At 66.1% G+C, this 20,307-nt stretch carries 24 protein-coding genes; 13 read left to right on the top strand and 11 right to left on the bottom strand.

Annotated elements, in window-relative coordinates; genetic code table 11:
- Nucleotides 1–24: 24 nt before the first annotated feature.
- From fliA to NF699_09425, 8 genes are all read right to left on the bottom strand, one after another.
- Nucleotides 25–804 carry an RNA polymerase sigma factor FliA gene (gene fliA / locus NF699_09460; protein ID USU06865.1) on the bottom strand — a complete coding sequence of 260 codons (780 nt, stop codon included), beginning with the start codon at nucleotides 802–804 and terminating at the stop codon, nucleotides 25–27.
- A complete protein-coding gene (gene flhA / locus NF699_09455) occupies nucleotides 801–2,879 on the bottom strand; it encodes a flagellar biosynthesis protein FlhA (protein ID USU06864.1) in 2,079 nt (692 codons plus the stop codon). Before flhA ends, fliA begins: the two co-directional genes overlap by 4 nt.
- 1 nt (nucleotide 2,880) lies before the next feature.
- Nucleotides 2,881–3,735: a lytic transglycosylase domain-containing protein gene (locus tag NF699_09450; GenBank protein USU06863.1), complete on the bottom strand. Its 855-nt coding sequence runs from the start codon at nucleotides 3,733–3,735 to the stop codon at nucleotides 2,881–2,883.
- A gap of 241 nt (nucleotides 3,736–3,976) precedes the next feature.
- Nucleotides 3,977–4,291 (bottom strand): flagellar protein FlgN, encoded by a 315-nt coding sequence (locus NF699_09445; GenBank protein USU06862.1) that lies wholly within the window; start codon nucleotides 4,289–4,291, stop codon nucleotides 3,977–3,979.
- Nucleotides 4,278–4,586, bottom strand: a complete 309-nt coding sequence (gene flgM, locus NF699_09440) for a flagellar biosynthesis anti-sigma factor FlgM (protein USU06861.1) — start codon at nucleotides 4,584–4,586, stop codon at nucleotides 4,278–4,280. The genes NF699_09445 and flgM overlap by 14 nt, the downstream gene beginning before the upstream one ends.
- An 87-nt stretch (nucleotides 4,587–4,673) precedes the next feature.
- On the bottom strand, nucleotides 4,674–5,195 hold the full coding sequence (locus NF699_09435) for a flagella basal body P-ring formation protein FlgA (protein ID USU06860.1): 522 nt from the start codon (nucleotides 5,193–5,195) through the stop codon (nucleotides 4,674–4,676).
- Nucleotides 5,192–5,719 (bottom strand): flagellar motor protein MotB, encoded by a 528-nt coding sequence (locus tag NF699_09430; protein USU06859.1) that lies wholly within the window; start codon nucleotides 5,717–5,719, stop codon nucleotides 5,192–5,194. Before NF699_09430 ends, NF699_09435 begins: the two co-directional genes overlap by 4 nt.
- A complete protein-coding gene (locus tag NF699_09425) occupies nucleotides 5,716–6,363 on the bottom strand; it encodes a MotA/TolQ/ExbB proton channel family protein (protein USU06858.1) in 648 nt (215 codons plus the stop codon). The genes NF699_09430 and NF699_09425 overlap by 4 nt, the downstream gene beginning before the upstream one ends.
- 318 nt (nucleotides 6,364–6,681) lie before the next feature.
- Between NF699_09425 and flgB the strand changes: the two genes are divergently transcribed.
- The 13 genes from flgB to NF699_09360 all read left to right on the top strand — a co-directional run bounded on the left by flgB (nucleotide 6,682) and on the right by NF699_09360 (nucleotide 17,475).
- Nucleotides 6,682–7,029 (top strand): flagellar basal body rod protein FlgB, encoded by a 348-nt coding sequence (gene flgB, locus NF699_09420; protein USU06857.1) that lies wholly within the window; start codon nucleotides 6,682–6,684, stop codon nucleotides 7,027–7,029.
- A gap of 4 nt (nucleotides 7,030–7,033) precedes the next feature.
- Nucleotides 7,034–7,441: a flagellar basal body rod protein FlgC gene (gene flgC, locus NF699_09415; GenBank protein ID USU06856.1), complete on the top strand. Its 408-nt coding sequence runs from the start codon at nucleotides 7,034–7,036 to the stop codon at nucleotides 7,439–7,441.
- Between the two features lie 4 nt (nucleotides 7,442–7,445).
- Nucleotides 7,446–8,159 carry a flagellar hook assembly protein FlgD gene (locus NF699_09410; GenBank protein ID USU06855.1) on the top strand — a complete coding sequence of 238 codons (714 nt, stop codon included), beginning with the start codon at nucleotides 7,446–7,448 and terminating at the stop codon, nucleotides 8,157–8,159.
- Between the two features lie 41 nt (nucleotides 8,160–8,200).
- Entirely contained in the window at nucleotides 8,201–9,484 is a 1,284-nt protein-coding gene (locus NF699_09405) for a flagellar hook protein FlgE (protein ID USU06854.1), read from the top strand.
- Between the two features lie 25 nt (nucleotides 9,485–9,509).
- Nucleotides 9,510–10,262, top strand: a complete 753-nt coding sequence (gene flgF / locus NF699_09400) for a flagellar basal body rod protein FlgF (protein USU06853.1) — start codon at nucleotides 9,510–9,512, stop codon at nucleotides 10,260–10,262.
- 12 nt (nucleotides 10,263–10,274) lie between these two features.
- Nucleotides 10,275–11,063 (top strand): flagellar basal-body rod protein FlgG, encoded by a 789-nt coding sequence (flgG, locus tag NF699_09395; GenBank protein USU06852.1) that lies wholly within the window; start codon nucleotides 10,275–10,277, stop codon nucleotides 11,061–11,063.
- Nucleotides 11,063–11,800 carry a flagellar basal body L-ring protein FlgH gene (locus NF699_09390; GenBank protein ID USU06851.1) on the top strand — a complete coding sequence of 246 codons (738 nt, stop codon included), beginning with the start codon at nucleotides 11,063–11,065 and terminating at the stop codon, nucleotides 11,798–11,800. Before flgG ends, NF699_09390 begins: the two co-directional genes overlap by 1 nt.
- Before the next feature lie 36 nt (nucleotides 11,801–11,836).
- A complete protein-coding gene (locus NF699_09385; GenBank protein USU06850.1) occupies nucleotides 11,837–12,934 on the top strand; it encodes a flagellar basal body P-ring protein FlgI in 1,098 nt (365 codons plus the stop codon).
- A 2-nt stretch (nucleotides 12,935–12,936) separates the two neighbouring features.
- On the top strand, nucleotides 12,937–13,251 hold the full coding sequence (locus NF699_09380) for a rod-binding protein (protein USU07042.1): 315 nt from the start codon (nucleotides 12,937–12,939) through the stop codon (nucleotides 13,249–13,251).
- Entirely contained in the window at nucleotides 13,248–14,591 is a 1,344-nt protein-coding gene (flgK, locus tag NF699_09375; protein USU06849.1) for a flagellar hook-associated protein FlgK, read from the top strand. The genes NF699_09380 and flgK overlap by 4 nt, the downstream gene beginning before the upstream one ends.
- A gap of 7 nt (nucleotides 14,592–14,598) precedes the next feature.
- Nucleotides 14,599–15,501 carry a flagellar hook-associated protein FlgL gene (flgL, locus tag NF699_09370; protein USU06848.1) on the top strand — a complete coding sequence of 301 codons (903 nt, stop codon included), beginning with the start codon at nucleotides 14,599–14,601 and terminating at the stop codon, nucleotides 15,499–15,501.
- A 203-nt stretch (nucleotides 15,502–15,704) separates the two neighbouring features.
- A complete protein-coding gene (gene motA / locus NF699_09365) occupies nucleotides 15,705–16,568 on the top strand; it encodes a flagellar motor stator protein MotA (GenBank protein ID USU06847.1) in 864 nt (287 codons plus the stop codon).
- Between the two features lies 1 nt (nucleotide 16,569).
- Complete coding sequence (locus NF699_09360) at nucleotides 16,570–17,475, top strand: OmpA family protein (protein USU06846.1); 906 nt, start codon at nucleotides 16,570–16,572, stop codon at nucleotides 17,473–17,475.
- A gap of 108 nt (nucleotides 17,476–17,583) precedes the next feature.
- On the opposite strand, the gene NF699_09355 is transcribed toward NF699_09360, so the two are convergent.
- From NF699_09355 to NF699_09345, 3 genes are all read right to left on the bottom strand, one after another.
- Nucleotides 17,584–18,087 (bottom strand): MucR family transcriptional regulator, encoded by a 504-nt coding sequence (locus tag NF699_09355; protein ID USU06845.1) that lies wholly within the window; start codon nucleotides 18,085–18,087, stop codon nucleotides 17,584–17,586.
- Between the two features lie 190 nt (nucleotides 18,088–18,277).
- Nucleotides 18,278–19,765 (bottom strand): PepSY domain-containing protein, encoded by a 1,488-nt coding sequence (locus tag NF699_09350; GenBank protein USU06844.1) that lies wholly within the window; start codon nucleotides 19,763–19,765, stop codon nucleotides 18,278–18,280.
- On the bottom strand, nucleotides 19,762–20,304 hold the full coding sequence (locus NF699_09345) for a hypothetical protein (GenBank protein ID USU06843.1): 543 nt from the start codon (nucleotides 20,302–20,304) through the stop codon (nucleotides 19,762–19,764). The genes NF699_09350 and NF699_09345 overlap by 4 nt, the downstream gene beginning before the upstream one ends.
- Between the last annotated feature and the right edge of the window lie 3 nt (nucleotides 20,305–20,307).

Here is a 20,307-nt window from a genome sequence, read left to right as displayed (position 1 = left end):
CCCCCTTGCGGGGGAGGACTTTGGCTACACCTTCCTCGACAGCGCTTTTTTCAACTTCGCATGCGCGGCGGCCTTGATCTGGCACACTCTCGCCGATCCGACGCCCAGCACCTGCCCAATCTCCTCAAGGTTCAATTCCTCGACGTAATACAGTTGGATCACCTGCGCCTCTCGTTCGGGCAGTGACGTGATCGCGGCGATCAGCGTGTCGCGCAGGTCACTCTCCGCCAGCTGTTCGAATGCGTCGGGTGTGTCGTCGGCGAACCACGGCAGGTCGTCGGCATAGACCTCGTCCATCGATTCGAACCTCACCGCGTCCGCCGTTTCATAGTCCGCACGCAATTTCTCCACCGATACGCCGAGTTCCGTCGCGAGTGCCGCTTCGTCCGGCGCACGGCCGGTCCTTGCCGTCACCGTGGCGATGGCGGCGTGATATTGCCGGCGTCGCCGCATGGCGCCGCGCGTCGTCGTCGCCTGTCGCCGCAATTCATCGATCATCGCGCCACGCAGCCGCGTTTGCAGATAGGCACGGAATTGCGCGCCTTGCTCGGCGGCTTGCCCCACGGCCTCGACCAGCGCGACGAGGCCGATCTGCACCAGATCCTCGACATCGACGATTGTGCTCATCGAGCCATGGACGTGCCAGGCGATGCGGCGGACGAGCGGCAGATATTGCCGGATCATCGTCTCCTGATCGCCGCCGGGCCGCGAGACGCGCGAATAGGTGAGCGGCTGGACCGGGATCAGCGCGGCCGGGGCTGGCTGGGCGTCGGTGAACGCCAGCTTCATCGGTTCGGCGCTCATGCCGCCAGCGCCTGATGCTGCTGCGATCCGCCGATCACCGCGACGACCTCGACCGCCTTTTCTTCAGGCACCTCGAAGAACGACAGCACCGGCGTGTCGGGCAGGACGGTCTTCACCAGCTTGCGGATCGCGATGCGGATCGCCGGCTGGACGACGAGCGCGAAGGGCTTGGCGTCGGCGATCAGCGGTTGCGCCGCCTGTTGCAGCGCATCGACGATGCGGCGGCCGAGGTCCGGCTCGATGACATGGCGGCGCGACTGGTCGGCGCGCGCGGCCTGGCCGAGCAGCCCTTCGAGTTGTCCCTCCAGCGTCATCACCCGCAGCGGCTCGCGCACGCCGCACAGCTTCTGGATGATCAGCGGGCCTAGCTCCGGACGGATCAGTTCGATGATCTCCTCGGCATCGGCGCTCCGCGTGGCGGCGACCGAGATCGCCTGCGCGATGCGACGGAATTCCTTCAACGGAATGTTCTCCGCAAGCAGGCCCTTCAGCACCTGGGTGAGGGTGGTGAGCGGCAGCGGATTGGGCGTCAGCGACGCGACGAGCTGCGCCGCGCGTTCCTTTAGGCCGTCGAGCAGCGACTGGACCTCGTCCGGCCCCAGCAGGTCGGTGGCATTCTGGCCGAGCACATGGTTGAGGTGCGTCGCCATCACGGTGCCGGCGTCGACGACGAGGAAGCCCGCGCCGGTCGCCGCATCGGCATCGCCGGCGGGGATCCAGGTCGCATCGAGCCCGAAGGTCGGGTCCTTGGCCTTCTTGCCGTGCAGGTCGCCATAGGCCTGACCGGTGTCGAGCGCGAGCATCTCGTCGGGCGACACCTGATCCTCGCCCAGCACGACGCCGTTGACGACGATGCGATAGGTGTAGGGCGCAAGGTTGATGTCGTCGCGAACCCGGCATTGCGGCACGACGAAGCCGAGGTCGCGCGACAATTGCCGGCGGACGCCGGTGATCCGGCCCATCAGCGGCGCACCGCGGCGCGGATCGACCAGCGGCACCAGGCCGTAGCCGATGTCGAAATTGACCTGCATCCCCTCGGTCACCTCGTCCCAGTCGATCTTCGACGGGTCGGCGGGTTCCTCGACGACGGCAGGCAGCGTGGCGGCGACGGGGCGACGCTCGATCTGGCGCAGCTTCCATGCGGCGAACCCGGCGAGCGCGGCGGTGGAGAGGATGATCATGTGCGGCATGCCGGGCAGCAGGCCGAGCAGACCGAGGATGATCGCGACCGGCGTCCAGGTCCGCGGGCTGCCGAACTGGCCGCCGATCTGGCCGGCGAGATCCTTGTCCGACGACACGCGGGTGACGATGGCGGCGGCGGCGATCGACAGCATCAGCGACGGCAGCTGCGCGACCAGCGCGTCGCCGATCGCGAGCAGGATATAGGCCTTGGCCGCGGCGGCGATGGTCATGCCGTGGCTGACCGGGCCGAGGATCAGCCCGCCGATGACGTTGGCGGCCAGGATCAGCATCGCGGCGACCGCATCGCCCTTCACGAACTTCGACGAACCGTCCATCGAACCGTAGAAATCGGCTTCGGTCGCGACTTCGACGCGGCGCTTCTTGGCGTCTTCCGGCGTGATCAGGCCGGCGTTGAGATCGGCGTCGATCGCCATCTGCTTGCCGGGGAGGGCGTCGAGGGTGAAGCGCGCGGACACTTCCGACACGCGGCCTGCGCCCTTGGTGACGACGATCAGGTTGATGATCATCAGGATCGCGAAGACGAAGATGCCGACGACGTAATCGCCGCCGATCAGGAAGGTGCCGAACGCCTCAATGACGTGGCCCGCCGCGCTCTCGCCCTCATGGCCATGGACCAGCACGATGCGGGTCGAGGCGACGTTGAGGCCCAGGCGGAACAGCGTCGCGAACAGCAGCACGGTCGGGAAAGACGAGAAATCGAGCGGCTTCTGCGCGTTGAGCGACACCATCAGCACCGCAAGGCTGATCGCGATATTGGCGACGAAGAAGATGTCGAGCAGGAACGCCGGGATCGGCACGACCATCACGACGACGAGCAGCAGGATGGCGAGCGGCAGCGCCGCGCCGCGGCCGGTGGCGAGCAGCTTGTTCACGTCAGCGGCCTCCCATGCTGGCGAGCATCATATAGGCGAGCCTCGCGTTGTTCGGGGACGGGCGCAGCAGGCTGTCGGCGCCGGCCGCAGCCTTGTTGCCGAAGCGGTTCATCGCCTGCGTCGCCCAGGCGAGCGCGTCCTCGGCGCTCTGGTTGCCGCCGGTGACGACGGTCGAATCGTCGCCCAGCGCGAGCGCCTGCGCGGCGAAGGCGAGGTTGGCGTTGCGCGTCTCGCTGACGCTGTCGGCTGCGGTGCCGAGCTTGGTGGCGAAGCGGTCGTAGATCGCCGACAGCGAGCGCGGCTGGCCGTTCGAACCGTAGAAGATCGAGCGATTGGCGCCGGCAGCCTGCGGAAACATCGACGCGGCGGTCGCCTGCGGATTGGTCTGCATCGCCGACAGGAATTTCTTCGCGCCGCCGATCCCCAGGAAATGCGCCATATAGAGGTCGGTGCCGTTGGCCGAACGGCCCAGCGAGCCTTCCAACACGTCCTTGTTGTCGGACGCATGTTCGGCCGCCATCAGGGAGGCGGCGGTGGGGTCGTTGCGCAGATTGAGAATGGCGGAGCGGGTCGCGCCGTCACCGACGGTGTAGCGGCCGCCCGCGGTCTGGCCGATGCTGTTCGCCGCCCAGCCGAGGCCGTGCTCCGCGCCGTGCTTCTTGACGACAGCAAGCCAGCTCTGTTCGACGAACTGGTACAGGCCCGACGCCGACGAGGTGCCGGCACGCGCATTGGCGTTGAGGCCGCTCTCGATCTTGGCCTGGCCGAGCAGATAGTCGAAATCCACGCCCGTCTTGCTGCTCGCAAGCGCGATCGCGGATTGGATGCGTCCGGCAGAAATCGGATTGACGGTCATTGCGGAAAGAACATGCCCCTGTTGTCAGGGATGTTTAAGCAAGAGCTGTGCCAGTTCTAAGTCATTCGTCATCCCGGCGAACGCCGGAACCCATGGACGCACGCGGCTGCTGGTGGTTCGCTTCCGCTCATCCAGCCCATCCCTGGATCCTAGCGTTCGCCGGGATGACGGGAAGGTGAGGGCGGCGAGGGTAGGGGCGGGGGTGTGGAGGGGCCACTAGACCGCCAGCCGATAAATCAGCTCAAGCGTAAGCCGACACCAATGTCGGGCGGAAGCCGTGGCCGGCATCGCCGGTCAGGATTTGCAGGCGGCGGCGAACATTTGCCGCCATCAGGTTGACGTAGATCCGGCAGGTCTCGTTCAGCCGGTTCGCCTCGTCCGCCAATTCGCGGATCTCGTCGCCAGCGGGGCCGGTTCCGAGCGCGGCGACCTGTTCGATCCCGGCGAGCTTGTCCTGCGTCGCACGTTCCAGTGCGGCCACGTCGTTCGTCTTCAGCGCTGCAATCTCGGCATGCAACGCGTCGATTACGCGGATCAGGGCTTCACGCCGCTTCATGGCCGTCCCAGTTCAGCTTGAGTGCGAGCAGCCGGTCGGCGATCGTCGTCGGCAAAATCGGGAACGAGCCATTCTCGATCGCCTTCCTGATCACGCCCACCCGGTCGCTGTCGACCGGAGGCGAGGAGGCAAGAGATTTCGCGAGCCCACTCAGTTGCGTGCTGACGCCCGGAGCCGGCGCCTGTTGCGATGCCTGCTGCAGAGCCGGTTGCACCGACGGCGCAGCCGCGGGTGCGGCGACGCGTGCTACGCTCCCACTTCCACTTAGCGGCATTGAGCCGATCGATTCTACCATGTCTGCACCTATCTGTGTTGCCTGACATGGGATTAAACGACCGCCTTCGACGCTACTTTAACAAAAAGATTCCGATACCTGACGCGGCTATTCGCCCCAGCCCGGCAAGGTGGCGCGTCCCGCTTCCAGTGCGATCGCCTGGACCGGGCTTTTCGAATCCTCGACCTTGACCATGAAACGGCCGCCCGGCGGGGCGTCGCCCATCGCCACGCCTTCCCGCGTGATGGAGAATCCATCCGATCCGGCGGCGATCATAACAGGGTCGCCGCGCCGGATGACGGGTTCGGCCTTGGTGGCGGCGATGACGGTCGGGCGGACCGCGGCCGGCGCCGGCGTAGCAGCGGCCGGTCGGATCACCGGCACGAAGATGCGCCAGTCAGGTCCGTTGCACGAAACGACGACGGCGTCATGCGCTTCGGTCCGCCATGCGAGCGCCACGGTCGAACATTGCGCCAATCGCAGCCGCGTATCGATCGCGGTGCGCGCGCCTCCCTCCGCCCCGATCGGGCGGCTTGTGAAGGCAGCCACGGCGCGATCGAGGCCGGCGGTATCCTGAAAGACGACGGCACCCCCGATCGGGGCTGCGGCGAGAAGCAGGGGAAGGATCATGGTTGACGGTCCGCTGTGGAAGGCTGTTCGCCCACGAAGGCGAGGGTGACGATCGCGGCACGGCGGCCGGGACGAGGAACAGTGGTGACGGTGATACGGCGACTGATCGGCGCCAGGGCCGCGGCAAGAGTACGGGCGCGGTCTGCCGCGAGGATCGCGGCGCTTCCGGTAGCGGGATCGACATCGGCGGTGCTGCCGTCGGTCGACCCGGTGACCGTCAGGGCGACGCGTGGATCGCGGACGCCTTCGCGCGCCCAGGCGATCACGGCGGCGGGGCTCTCGGGCAAGGTTGCCGATCCGGGTACGAAGTCGAGCAGGCCCGCGGCCATCACCGGCAACGGGACCGACGCGGCGACGGGCGAGCCGCCGAAGCTCGTGCGCAATGCGTCGGTGACCGCGCGCGGCTTCTCGCTGGCCTGCATCAGGACGAAGAAGCCGACGAGCAACAGCGCCAGATCGGCGAGCGTCACCAGCCAGAGCGGCTTCGACGCGGGTGTTTCGGGATAGGTCGCGGCGCCGGTCATGCGACGCTCTGCAAATGGTGTCGCGGCGTCTCGCGCAACGCGAGCGCGACCAAGGGTGCTTCGATCCGCGCGCGTTCGAATGCTTCGATACGGCCTGCGGCGCGCAGGCGATGACAGATCGGCATGAATACGAGATTGGCCAGCAATGCGCCATACAGTGTGGCGAGCAGCGCGATCGCCATCGCGCCGCCGATCGCCCGGGGGTCGGTCATGTTGGCGAACATGCCGGCGAGGCCGATCAGCGTACCGACCATACCCATGGCCGGTGCGGCTTCGGCCGCGGCGGACCAGATGTCGGCGGCGGCGACATGCCGTTCGATCCGCGCCTGCCGACGATAGCGCAACAACGCCTCGACCTCACGCGGGATCGCGCCGTCGACGATCGCGGCGACGGCGGCGGCGACATCGGGATCGGCGATCACCGACTTGTCGAGCGCGATGATGCCGTGGCGTTTGGCGATCCGCGCCTGTGCGGCGACCTGTTCCAGCAGTGCATCGGCGGCGAACCGTCGGCGGACGAGGATACGCAGGGCGGATATCGCGCGGGCCGCGTCGCGTGCCGGTGCACGCAAGACGGTGGCGAGGGCGGTACCGCCGCCGACGATGGCGAGCGCGATCGGATCGAAGAGCTGGGCGATCAACATACGCGGGGCTTTGCAAGCGGCGGGCCAGTTTATTCCGGGCGTGCTGCATCCCGCATGGCTAGAGCGAGTCCGGGGAGTATGGACGGCGAACGAGATGATACGGTCGAGACGAACGCGTCGCTAACCATTCACGTTGCCGACCGGCAGCCATTGCCGCTCTCCGGCAAGGTCCGGCAACCGCTTGCCGTTCCGCTTGCCGCTCCACCTGGGTAGCCCGGCAAAGCAACAAAAAAGACGTTCCCGCACCACAAAAACGAAAACTGGCACGGCGGTTGCTTAGTCCTCGGCAGCGCAATGGTGCGCCGGAGATTTGGGCCGATGGCCGCAGACAGTCTGTTCGGAGTTCACGGGGCTGCCCTGGAAGTGCGTTCGCAACGCATGGGTGTGCTCGCGTCGAACATCGCCAATTCCTCGACGCCGGGTTTCAAGGCTCGCGACATCGACTTCAAGTCGGCGCTTTCGTCGATGGAGAGCGATGTCGGCCAGAAGGGGATAGACGCCGCGACCAAATATCGCGTCCCGTTGCAGACCTCGATGGACGGCAACACGGTCGAGCTGAACCAGGAACAGACCGCCTTCGCCGAAAACGCCGTCCAGTATCAGACGACGCTGTCGTTCCTGAACGGGCGGATCGGCCAGATCACCCGCGCGCTGAAGGGGGAATAAGCCGATGGCCGATCCGATGAGCGTGTTCCAGGTGGCCGGCCGCGCGATGAGCGCGCAGCTGATCCGCATGAACACCACCGCGTCCAACCTGGCGAATGCCGGCGGGACGACGGGTTCCGCGGAGACCGCGTACAAGACGATGAAGCCGGTGTTCCGCACCAGCTTCGACGCGGCGAGCGGTCTCGCGACCGTCGACGTCGAAAAGATCGTCACCGCGGGCGAAGCACCGACCAAGGTCTATGACCCCAACAATCCGTTGGCGGACAAGGACGGCAACATCTTCCAGGCCGCCGTCGATGAAAGCCGCGAGCTCGTCGACATGATGGAGACCGCGCGCTCCTACCAGAACAACGTCGAGGTGATGAACACTGCCAAGCAGCTCACCATCGATACCCTCAAGCTGGGACGCTAGGACCATGGCAACGACATCCACCGCGTTCGACAGCACGCTCCAGAATCTCGGCATCACCCGCGCCAAGCCGGCCGCGGGGACGACCGCGACCGGCGCCTCGACCGCGACCGGCAAGACCAAGACGACGCTCGACCAGTCCGATTTCCTGACGCTGCTCACCACGCAGCTCAAGAACCAGGATCCGTTCGAGCCGATGGACAACACCCAGATGGTCGCCCAGATGGCACAATTCTCGTCCGTCGCCGGCATCAGCGAGATGAACAAGACGCTCAGCGGCGTCGCGACCAAACTCGGCTCGACCAGCGCCAGCGATGCGATGAGCTATGTCGGCAAGACCGTGCTGACCGAGGGGTCGACCGCTTACCCGCGTTCGACCGGCGGTCTCGATGGCGCGGTCGAACTCGACAGCGACGCGTCGCAGGTGACCATCTCCATCGCCGACGCCCAGGGCGGTACGCTTCGCTCGATGCAGATCGGCAAGCACGCCAAGGGCACCGCAACCTTCGAATGGGATGGCAAGGACGGTTCGGGCAACGACGTCGGCGCCGGTCCCTTCACCATCACCGCCTTCGCCACCAACGGCGACAAGACGGTCACCAGCCGCACGCTCGTCTGGGCGCCGGTCGAATCCGTATCGCTGCCTTCCAGCGGCGCACCCAAGCTCAAGGTCGTGGGGGTCGGCGACGTCGACCCGTCCGACGTCCGTTCCGCCACCTGATCCCGTCCTTACACTGATCTACGCTTCCAAGGAGTAACCCGATGTCCTTCTATACCTCGCTCTCCGGTCTCCAGGCTTCGCAGACCGACATGAACACGATCTCGCACAACCTCGCGAACGTCTCGACCACCGGCTTCAAGAAGAGCCGTGTCGAGTTTTCGGACGTCATCGCATCGAGCGTCTCGACCGATCCGCGCAAGATGGTCGGTTCGGGCGTGATCGTGAAGGCGACGCAGCAGCAGTTCAAGAACGGCAACCTTCAGGGCACGACCAACGCGCTCGACCTCGCCGTCATGGGCGAAGGTTTCTTCACGGTTCGCACGTCGGGCGCGAGCGATGCGATCGCCTATACCCGCAACGGGTCCTTCTCGGTCGATTCGACGCGCAACGTGGTCGATAGCCAGGGCAGCCTGCTGCTGGTCTATCCGGTCGATGGCGACGGCAACGTCACCGCGACGGGCGAGGATGGCCTGACCAACCTGCAGCTGCAGCAGACCAGCGGTACGCCGGAAGCGACAAAGCAGGTCGCCACGGGCATCAACCTGTCGGCGACGTCGACCGTCAACCAGAAGGCGTTCGACCGTACCGATACGACGACCTACAACAACTCGGTCGCGACGCGCATCTACGATGCCAACGGCAACCCGATGACGATGACCAATTATTACGTTCGGGCAGCGCCGGACGCGGACGGCCTGAGCAAGTGGGTGGTCCACACCTATATCGGTGACGACAAGATGGTTCCCGAAAGCGGCACCAACCCGGCAGTCATCAAGTTCAGTTCCACCGGCGCCATCGCATCGACGTCGGAGGGAACCGTCGCGAACCCGCTCGCGCCGATCAAGTTCAAGCAGTTCATCCCGTTGTCCGGCGCAGCCGCGCAGACGGTGACGCTCGACCTCGCCAATTCGACGCAGCTGTCGTCGGCTTTTGCCGTCAACAGCAAGACGCAGGACGGCGTCGCGGTCGGCCAGCTGTCGGGCGTGACCGTCAACTCCGAAGGTCTGATCTCGGCCAGCTTCTCGAACGGCGACATCGTGCCGCTCGGTAAGGTCGCATTGGCGAAGTTCTCGACGCCCACCGGCCTGCGCCAGATCGGCAACAGCTATTGGTCGGCAACCGGTCTGTCGGGTTCGGCGTCGATGGGGTCGGCGAGCGCGGACGGCTTCGGTTCGCTGATGTCGGGCCAGATCGAAGGGTCGAACGTCGACATCACCGAGGAACTGGTCAACCTGATCGCGGCACAGCGCAACTTCCAGGCGAATTCGAAGGCGCTCGATACTGCGAACCAGGTCTCGCAGACCATCATCCAGATCCGCAACTAAGCGACAGCGGAGCGGAGGCGCGTAAATGGACAAGTTGGTCTACACGGCGGCGACCGGCCTGCGTGCGCACATGCAGGCGCAGGCGGCGATCGCCAACAACATGGCGAACGTGTCCACCACGGGCTTCCGCGCCGACCGCGTCGTCTTCGACCGGATCGAGCTGAAGGGCGGCGGCGCGCAACTCGAAGCGCGCGCGCCGACCAGCGAAGAGGTGACCGACGCCGATCGTGCCCCCGGTGCGATCCAGTCGACCGGCCGCGCGCTCGACGTCGCGATCACCGGCAACACCGATTGGCTGGCGGTGCAGGCGGGCGACGGCAGCGAAGCCTATACCCGCCGCGGCGATCTGGAGATCGCGCCCTCGGGTGTGCTCCAGACCGGCGACGGCTTCATCGTGCAGGGCCAGAGCGGCCCGATCACGATCCCGCCGCACGACAGCCTGTCGATCGCGGCCGATGGCACGATCGCCATCGTGCCGCAGGGTGGCGACGTCCGCAACCCGCAGGTGCTCGACCGGCTCAAGCTGGTCGATACCAAGGGGTCGGTGACGCTGAAGGGCATGGACAATCTGCTGCGCGTCAAGGGCGGCGGCACGCTGCCCGCCAACATGGACGCCAAGGTGCAGAGCGCCGCGCTGGAGGGCTCCAACGTCAACATGACGCAGGCCCTCGTCGACATGATCGAGAACCAGCGCAGCTACGAAGTTCAGGCCAATCTGATGAAGTCGGCCAAGGATATGGACGAGAGCAGCACCTCCGTGATGCGTCTCCCGAGCTAAGGAACAGACACGATGTCCTCCTCCGCCATGCACATCGCGCGCACCGGGCTCGACGCCCAGGATACGCGCATGCGGGTCATCTCGAACAACCTCGCGAACGTCAACACGACGGGGTTCAAGCGCGATCGCGCCGCGTTCGAGACCTTGGCCTACCAGACGATCACCGCGCCCGGCGCGCAGTCGACCGCCGAGACCAAATACGCCACCGGCCTCAACCTCGGCACCGGCGTGAAGGTGCAGGGCACCGCCCGCATCGACACGCAAGGGTCGCTGACGCAGACCGGCAACAGCTTCGACATGGCACTCGACGGTGACGGCTATTTCCAGGTGCAGCTGCCCGGCGGCGAACTCGGCTACACCCGCGCCGGCAACTTCAACCGCTCGCCCGAAGGCTTGCTGGTCACGTCGGAAGGCTATCAGGTGATGCCCGGCATCACCGTGCCGACCAACGCGACGCAGGTGACGATCGGCACCGACGGCACCGTCACCGCACAGGTGCCCGGCCAGACCGAAGGCACCAACATCGGCCAGATCCAGGTCGCCAGCTTCGCCAATCCCACCGGATTGCAGTCGACCGGCGACAATTACCTGAAGGAAACCGCCTCGTCCGGCGCCGCCAACCTCGGCATCGCCGGTGAAGACGGCCGCGGCCGCGTGCGGCAGGGCAATCTCGAAGCCTCCAACGTCAACGTCGTCGAGGAACTCGTCGACATGATCGAGACGCAGCGCGCCTATGAGGTCAATTCCAAGATGATCTCGTCCTCCGACGAAATGCTCAAATACGTGAACCAGAACCTCTGATGGCCTCCGCACCGAATCCTTTCCGCCCCGGCGCGTTCGTCGCCGGCCACTGGGCCGAGATCGCGCTCGCCGCGGCATCCGGCCTGCTGGTCCTCGCCGCGCTCGTGCCCGGTCAGGCCGACGCCAGCATCTTCGGCAAGAAGAAGCCGGCGGAGGACTTCACCGTCGTCCGCGCGCCCGTGGCACCCGCGCCGGCTCCCGCCAACGGCTCGATCTTTCAGGCGAGCGACGGCTATGCACCCCTGTACGAAGGCTGGCGCGCCCGCCGCGTCGGCGATCCGCTGACGATCGTGCTGGTCGAGCGCACCGCCGCCTCCAAATCGTCGAGCTCCAAGCTCGATTCGAAGGGGCAGGGCAGCATCACGCTGCCGACCACCGGTCCGCTCAACCTGTTCAACACCACCGATGCGACGCTCAGCGGCGGCCGCGGCTTCAACGGGCAGGGGCAGGCGGATCAGGCCAACTCGCTGTCGGGCGAAGTCTCGGTCACCGTCGCCGAGGTCTATCCCAACGGCACGATGCTGGTGCAGGGCCAGAAGCGCGTCACGCTCAACCGCGGCGATGAATTCGTCCGGATCAAGGGCATCGTCCGCACCGCCGACGTCAGCGCCGACAATCGCGTGCTGTCGACCCGCGTCGCCGATGCGCAGATCGCCTACACCGGCAAGGGCGACGTCGCCCGCGCCGGGCGGCAGGGCTGGCTCAGTCGCTTCTTCTCCGTCATCTCGCCGTTTTGACGCTTCGTTAACCATCTGATGCGCAGGCTGTCCGTCATGTTCCGCTGTCTCCTCGCTTCGCTGATCGCGACCCTGTGCCTCGCCGCGCCCGCATCGGCGGACCGCATCAAGGACCTCGGCGGGTTCCAGGGCATCCGCTCGAACCAGCTCACCGGCTATGGCGTCGTGGTCGGCCTGCCCGGCACCGGCGACGACAACCTCGAATATACCGTGCAGTCGCTGAAAGCCGTCGCCTCGCGCTTCGGCCTGCAACTGCCGCCCGGCGCAAACCCCGGCATGAAGAACGCCGCGGTGGTCCTCATCACCGCCGAACTGCCGCCCTTCGCCAAGCCCGGCCAGCGCCTCGACATCACCGTCGCCTCGATGGGCAAGGCCAAGTCGCTGCGCGGCGGCAGCCTGGTGCTCACCCCGCTGCTGGGGGCCGACAACCAGATCTACGCGATGGCGCAGGGCAACCTCGCCGTCGGCGGCCTCGGCGCGGAGGGTGCGGACGGATCGCGCATCGTCGTCAACGTGCCGTCGACCGGCCGCATTCCCGAAGGCGCCACGGTCGAACGTGCCGTCGCCACCGGCTTCGACTCCGCGCCGATGCTGACCTTCAACCTCGCCCGCTCCGATTTCACCACCGCGCAAAGCGTCGCGCAGGCGATCAATGCCAAGCTCGGCTTCGGTACCGCGCAGGCGGTCGACGGTGTGTCCGTCGCAGTGCGCGCGCCGCAGGGCGCCGACGTTCGCGCGACGCTGATGTCGACCATCGAGAACCTCGAAGTCACCTCTGCCGAGCCATCTGCAAAAGTAATTGTAAATGCGCGCACCGGAACGGTCGTTATCAACTCTGCGGTCAGGGTGGGTCCTGCCGCGGTGACGCACGGCAAGCTGACCGTGCGCATCGACGAGAACCAGCGGATCAGCCAGCCGGCACCGTTCAGCCAGGGCCAGACCGCGTTGGAGAACAAGTCCAACGTGTCGGTCGAGGAGGAGAAGAAACCGATGTTCCTGCTCAATCCCGGCCCCAAGCTGGCGGATGTGGTGAAGGCCGTGAACGCCATCGGTGCATCTCCCGCCGACCTCGTCGCGATCCTCGAGGCGCTTAAGGAAGCTGGTGCGCTCCGTGCAGAACTGATCGTGCTGTGAGTATCGCGCCGGTCTCGAACGTCGGTGGCATCTCGACCGATACGTCGCGCCTCAAGAGCGCCGACAACCTTAAAAAAGCCGGCCAGCAATTCGAGGCGGTGTTCACCGGCATGATGCTGAAGAGCATGCGGCAGGCGAAGCTCGCCGACCCCCTTTTCGATTCGAAGGCGCTCGATACCTTCACCGAAATGCAGGATGCCCGCGTCGCGCAGGCGATGTCGGAGACGACGCCGCTCGGCATCGGCAAGGCGATGACCGACTTTCTGGCCAAGTCGCAATCCGATCTTAACGACTCTACGGCAGACCCGCCCAAATGAGCGACATGCTGTCGATCGGCGCGTCAGGCGTCCGCGCGTACCAGACCGCGCTAGCGACCGTGGGCGAGAACATCGCCAACGTGAGCACGGTCGGCTACGCGCGCCGTGCTGTGACGCTGAACGAGGTCGCCGGTGGCAGCGGATCGATCAACGGCTACGGCGCCGGCAACGGCGTGTACCTGTCGGGCGTCAACCGCTCGACCGATGCCTATTCCGCGACCGCATTGCGCGCGACGACCAGCGATCTGACCCGCACCACCAAGGGCGCGGAATGGCTCGACCGCATTCAGGGCGCGCTTACCGGCAACCAGCTCACCACGCGTGTGACGTCGTTCTTCGGTTCCGCACAGGCACTGGCGGCCGAACCCGATTCGACGGCCTTGCGCACCGGTATGCTCAGCGCCGCATCTTCGGCGGCGATCGCCTTCAAGGCGACCGGACAGGCGTTCGATCAGGTCGATGCCGATCTCGATACCGCGGGCAATCAGGCGGCGCAGAGCCTGACCTCGCTCGCCGGTTCGCTGACCAAGATCAACGAAGGGATCAGCCGCTCGCAACCGGGCAGTACCGCCGCGGCGCAGCTGATGGACCAGCGCGATACGATCCTGTCGCAGATGAGCGAACTCGTCGACATCGATACCAAGATGGATTCGATCGGTCGCGCAAGCGTCAGCATCGGTGGATCGTCGGGTCCGGCCTTCGTCGCGGGTGCGATGACCGGGACCGTGTCCTATGCCCGCGATGACAACGGTAAGGTCGCCTTTTCCGTCACCCTGCGCAACACCACCACGCAGATCACGCCGAACGGCGGGACGCTGGCCGGCATCATGGACGGGGCCGAGCGCGTCGATGCGATCCGCCAGGAATTGAATGCGATCGCCGGCGAATTCGTCGTGGGGATCAACGGCAATCAGACGGCGGGCAAGGACCAGACCGGAGCGACCGGTATCGCGATGTTCTCGGTCGGCGACTCCCCCACCGATATTTCCGTGTCATCGCTGTTCACCGCCGGAAGCCAGATCGCTGCGGGCCGTGGCGGCGGCGTGCGCGATGCGTCCAACCTTGGTGCGCTGGAAACGATACGTACCAGCAAGGGTTATGAAACGTCGCTGACCACGCTGCTGATCGGCAATGCCACGGCGTACAAGCAGAAGAACACGATCGCCGACGCCCAGACCGCGATCCGCGACGGGGCGGCGACCGCCTTGTCCGCCGCGACGGGCGTCAATCTCGATTCCGAAGCGGTGGATCTGATCCGCTTTCAACAGGCCTATGCAGCGTCCAGCCGGGTGATCCAGATCGCGCGCGAGACCATGCAGACCATCCTCGACATCCGGTAGGCGCGTCATGCAGATCTCCACCAGCCTGTTCTACAGCAACGCGTCATCGCGCATGTCGAAGATGAACGACCGCGCGTCCGAACTGATGACGCAGATCTCGACCGGCAAGAAGATCCTGAAGCCATCCGACGATCCCGCCGCGTCGCAACAGATCGCCGAGCTCGACCGTCGCGATTCAGATGCGGTGGTCTATGGCGCCAACATGACGCTGGCCGAATCGCTGCTCGATCAGGCCAGCAGCGTCCTGAAGCAGATCGGCACGCAATTGACCCGCGCGACCGAGCTGGCGACGCAGGCCGCGACCGGGACGCAGACCGACACCTCACGCAAGGTCATCGGCACCGAATTGAAGTCGATCGTCGAATCTCTGGTCAGCCTCGCCAACACCAAGAACGTCCGCGGTCAGCCGCTGTTCGGCACGGCGAGCGGCGGCAAGGCCGTCACCGACAACGGCAACGGCACCTTCACCTTCGCAGCCGCGACGCCGGCCGTATCCGAAGTCCCGATCTCGGAAGGCCAGTCGGTCCAGGCGACCGAAAACGCCGGGCGCATCTTCGACATCGGCGGCAACGACAACACGCTGGCGATGCTGAGCCGGCTCGCCGAGGCGCTGTCCACGGGCGGCGACGTATCCGCCGTCACGGCCAGCTCGCTCGACGCGCTCGGCAAGGCGACCGACAAGGTCTCCGACGTGCAGGCATCGGTCGGTGCGCGCGGCGCGCGAGTGGATCTGCAACAGCAATTGCTGACCACGGCGAACACCGACCGCGCCGAACTGCGCGGCAAGCTGGAGCAGGTCGATATCACCGAGGCGGTGGTGCAGCTGCAGCAGATGATGACCGCGCTGTCGGCCTCGCAAGCGAGCTTCAGCAAGCTGTCGAGCCTGTCGCTGTTCGACTACCTCAAATAACATTCGTCATCGTCGTCGGCGCACTGCAGCGATCCGGAGTGCCACGCGGCGCCCCGGATCGCATCGCCGCGTCCGTGAGCGCGACGTATCGATGCGACAACTTCGACAAACCCGCGCGCTTGGTAACCACTTGTCTAGGAAATCCGGTTAATCCGGTGTGATCGAATGGCCGGGGTGGCCGGCGCAAACGGGGGTATCCCACAGTGTTTCCTGCAATCGGTATCGTCGTCCTGATCGCCATGGTGTTCGGCGGTTTCGCCATCACCGGCGGCGCGCTCGGCCCGGTGATGCACGCCATCCCGCACGAGATGCTGATCATCGGCGGCGCGGCTGCCGGTGCGCTGATCATCGGCAATTCGGCCACCGAGCTGAAGGCGATGGGCGGCGGCCTCGCCAAGGTGTTCAAGGGGCCGAAGTACAAGAAGCAGGACTATCTCGATGTCATCTTCCTCGTCAGCAAGCTGATGAAGATGCTGCGCATGGATGGCCCGATCGCGCTGGAGCCGCATGTCGAGGACCCCAAGTCCTCCGCCGTCTTCGCCGAATATCCCCGCCTGCTGGCCGATCATACGCTCGTCAATCTGATCGCCGATACGCTGCGGCTCGTCGTCGTCTCGTCCGGCACGCTCGACGTGCACGCGGTCGAGGAGGTGATGGATCATTCGATCAAGACGCATCATCACGAGGTCGAGGGGCCGCACACCACGCTCACCAGCCTGGCCGATTCGCTCCCTGCACTTGGCATCGTCGCCGCGGTGCTCGGCATCGTGAAGACGATGGGCTCGATCGACAAACCACCGTCGGTGCTGGGCGGCATGATCGGGTCGGCCCTGGTCGGCACGTTCATGGGCGTGCTGCTGGCCTATGGCGTCGTCTCGCCGCTCGCCGGCCGCCTGAAGCAGGTGATCGATGCCGACGGCGCGATCTACGATGTCGTCAAGCAGATCATCATCGCCTCGCTGCACGGCCATCCGCAGCCGCTGGTGATCGAGGCGGCGCGGTCCGGCATCGCGCACAAGAACCAGCCCGGCTTCGCCGAGGTGTTCGACGGGCTGAGGGGCAAGTAACGTGGCCAGAGCCGCTCCCCACGGCAACAACCAGCCGCCCAAGATCGTCATCGTCAAGAAGATCATCGATGGCGGCCACGGCGGCCATCACGGCGGCGCGTGGAAGGTCGCCTATGCCGATTTCGTGACCGCGATGATGGCGTTCTTCCTGCTGCTGTGGCTGCTGGGTGCGACCACCGAGAAACAGCGCAAGGGCATCGCCGACTATTTCGCGCCGACCTTGCTCGACAAGAAGGTCACCGGTCTGGGTGGCAACGGCGTGCTGGGCGGTGAATCGATCCTCAGCAACAACAAGCTCGGTCCGAAAGCGGCGTCCGCGCCAATCGCCTCGATCGGTATTCCGATGAACCAGTCGGGTGGGCAGAAAAGCGGCACGGGCGACAAGGGGTCGCTGCGCAATCCGGTCGCGGTGCAACTGGACCGGCAGGCGTTCCAGGCGATCAAGGACGAACTGGAAAAGAAGATCAAGGGGTCGTCGCGGCTGGCCAAGCTCGCCAGCCACATCCGCTTCGTACCCACCGAGGACGGCCTGCGCATCGATCTGGTCGATTCCGCCGATTATTCGATGTTCGGGCTCGGGACGACCGCGCTCGATCCCAAGGCATCCGAGCTGATCGGCATGATCGCGAGCACCATCACCGGCACGCCGAACACGATCATGATCCGCGGCCATACCGACAGCGTGCCCTATGGCGATCCGCGCGCGATGAACAACTGGATGCTGTCGTCCGGGCGGGCCGAGGCGACACGCCGGCGGCTGGCGCTGGGCGGAGTCCCCGAAACGCGATACGAACGGATCGAGGGCGTGGCGGACCGCGAACCGATCATCACCGATGCGCCGGGCGACCCGCGCAACCGGCGGGTCGCGATCACGCTACTGTATCGCAAGGGCACGTTCGGGGAGTGATGCCCACGTGACGGTCACGAAAACGCGCGATCGAGACAGGCTCGACCGCGCGTTTTTCGTTACCGTACCGGTCACCCGTGGGGGCGGTGGACCGTCATGCGTCCGGCATCAATCCTCGGCGGTGTCCGCCGGCTTGCGGCCGCGACGGGCCTGAGCCGCGGCAGCGCCGCCGCCATCACCCTTGCGTGCGCCGGGCTTGCGACCCAGACCGATCTTCTTGGCCATCGCACGACGGCTTTCCGAATAGTTTTCGGCGACCATCGGGTAATCCGGCTTCAGGCCATAACGTTCGCGATACTCCGCAGGCGTCATGCCATGAGTCGCCAGATGGCGGCGCAAGGTCTTGTACGGCTTGCCGTCGATCATCGAGATGATGTGATCCTTCGAAGCCAGCGACTTACGCGCCGACACCGCAGGCGTATACTCGGTGGCCGGCTGGGCTTCGGTAATCGTACCGGTCGCGCCAAGCAGTGCGGACACCGTGTCGTGCATCTTGCCGAGAAAGGCCGGAACCTCATCGGCGGACGTACGGGTATTCGGGTTGCCGAGCCAAGCAATCGTCAATTCGGTTGCTAGTTCGACAGCATTCAGATCGGACGTTTCATCAGTCATCGTTTGCTCCTTTGACCGATGACAGCCGTACGCCCGCGATCCATCGCGTCAACCCTGCGACGGGTGGAAGCAATGAATTCAGGCAATGATGACGTCGTTTTTTGGGAAATGTGCCTTGAACCGGCCCTTTTCTCCGCTCCGAAGTGTTTGTGTGCGTTGCGATCTGTATTGATCGGCGCGAATGCAGATTTCAGATGACTTCGGGTGTGATCCTTCCGTTTGCCATCGGGGTAATGCCGCGAACAGGTCGGTGATCGAGGATCAGGAGCAGCGCCGCGATGCCGGCAATCACGACATCGATCGCCAGCACATCGGGGGATGCAGGACGCAGGACGATCACATGAAGCAGGCCGGTGACGCCCAGCATGATCGCCAACAGGGTGCGAAGGCGGATACCCGTCGCCCGGTGCGGCCACACGGCGGCAAGTGCGATCCCCGCGGCCAGCAATGCCCAGAAGCCGCTGGCGAGCGGTGCCTCCGGGCCGGCCAGCGCACGTAGCCAGAGCATGGCGACGATCGTGGCCGGCGTACCCCAGATGACCGCGTTCCAGCATGCCGTCAGGCGGTGTCCGCCGTGTCCGCGACGACGGCGTTTCTGCAACCACAGCGACGTGCCGGTGGCGGTGACGACGCACAGTGCGAGCCCGAGTCCGATATAGGCGAGCTCGACCGGCAGCCCGCCGTAATTGCCGAAGTGGAGGTTATAGGCGGACGCGGCAGCCTGTTGTCCGATCGCGCCATCGGCGAGGCCGACGGGGCCGCGCCAGCCGCCACGGGAATCGAACGCATAGGTTTCGCCGTAGATCAGGCGGCGGGGGTGTTCGGCGATGACCTGCACATGCTGGCCGCGCGTGCCGGGGTCGTGAACGATGACATAGGTCGGGATCGCGTCGGGTACGCGCGCGCGCAGCGTCGCAAGGGCGGTCGCGATATCCGGCAGCGGCGCGGCGGCGGCATCGGGCGCGGGTTCGTTGCCGAAGACCGGTGCATAGACCTTTTCGAGCGCGCCGCCGGTGTAGCCGCGTGCGAGGACGCTGATGCCGACGCTGCCGAGGCCGATGAACGCGCCGGTCATCGTGACCGCCAGCACGAACGGCAGCGTCCAGACGCCCAGCCGGTTGTGCCAGTCGGCGTGCGCGATCTGGCCATCGTGGCGGGTGCGCAGCCGGAACGCATCGCGGACGATGCGGGGATGCGCCAGCACGCCGGTGACGGCCAGTGCGGCGAGCGCGACACCGAGGCCGCCGACGAGGATCAGCCCCCAGGTCGCGGGCAGGTGCAGATATTCGTGCAGCCCGATGACGAATTCGGTCCAGGCATGCGCTTCCTTCCCGACGACGCGGCCCTCGCCGTCGACATACCATGCGCTGTGATCCGTGGTGACGACGGCGCGGGGCAGGTCGCCCGTCGGCATGCGGATATACAGGTGCGTCGTGCGCGGCTTGCCGCGATCCTGCGCCAGTCCCGACAGCATCGCCGTCTGTGCTGCCTGCGGCGACAGGATCGCGGTCTCCGCGATGTCCGGCTGTTCCCAGCGCTGCCAGCGATCGTGGACGACGATGATCGATCCGGTCAACGCGATGACGTACAGCAGGGCGGAGACGAGCAGGCCGATCGCGGCATGGCCGCCGAGCGCGCGCCGGACGAGCGTCGCCTCGGGCATGGTGGCCCGGCTCACGACGCGGACCACAACACGGTGCCGATCAATGCGGCGCCCGCCGGCGGCACGACCATCTGCGCAAGGCCAGACCGCGTCATCTGCCAGGACATGACGATACCCCATAATATCGGTTGCAGGAACAACGTCAGGACGATCGCATCGGCGTCCCCCGCTCCCGAACGGCGCGCGATCGCCTGCGCGCCATAGGCCAGCCATTGCGTCGCGGCGAAGGCGACGGGCACGACCAGCACGAACACCGCGCAGCGCCGGCCCAGATCGCTCCAGCGTCGCGGCAGCGTGATCGCGGGCGCCTCGCGTGCGGGCCGCGTGACCCTCACGGGCGACATCCAGCCGGCATGCAGTACCAGCGTGAGTGCCGTGGCGATCCCCGCCACCGTGCCGACGGCGATACCCCAGGCCCCCTCGCGCCACGCCAGTCCGAGCAGCGCCGTCGTCGCGAGCGTCCAGCCCGCGATCGCCAAGGGCTGCCGGCCGTTCCAGCCGATCCGGACAAGCCCGATGGCGACCGCGATCGCGATCAGCGCTGCCGCAATCACCAC

The sequence above is a fragment of the Sphingomonadaceae bacterium OTU29LAMAA1 genome (genome assembly GCA_024072375.1).
Lineage (GTDB): Bacteria > Pseudomonadota > Alphaproteobacteria > Sphingomonadales > Sphingomonadaceae > Sphingomonas.
This window is presented reverse-complemented; position numbering and strand designations above follow the sequence as displayed.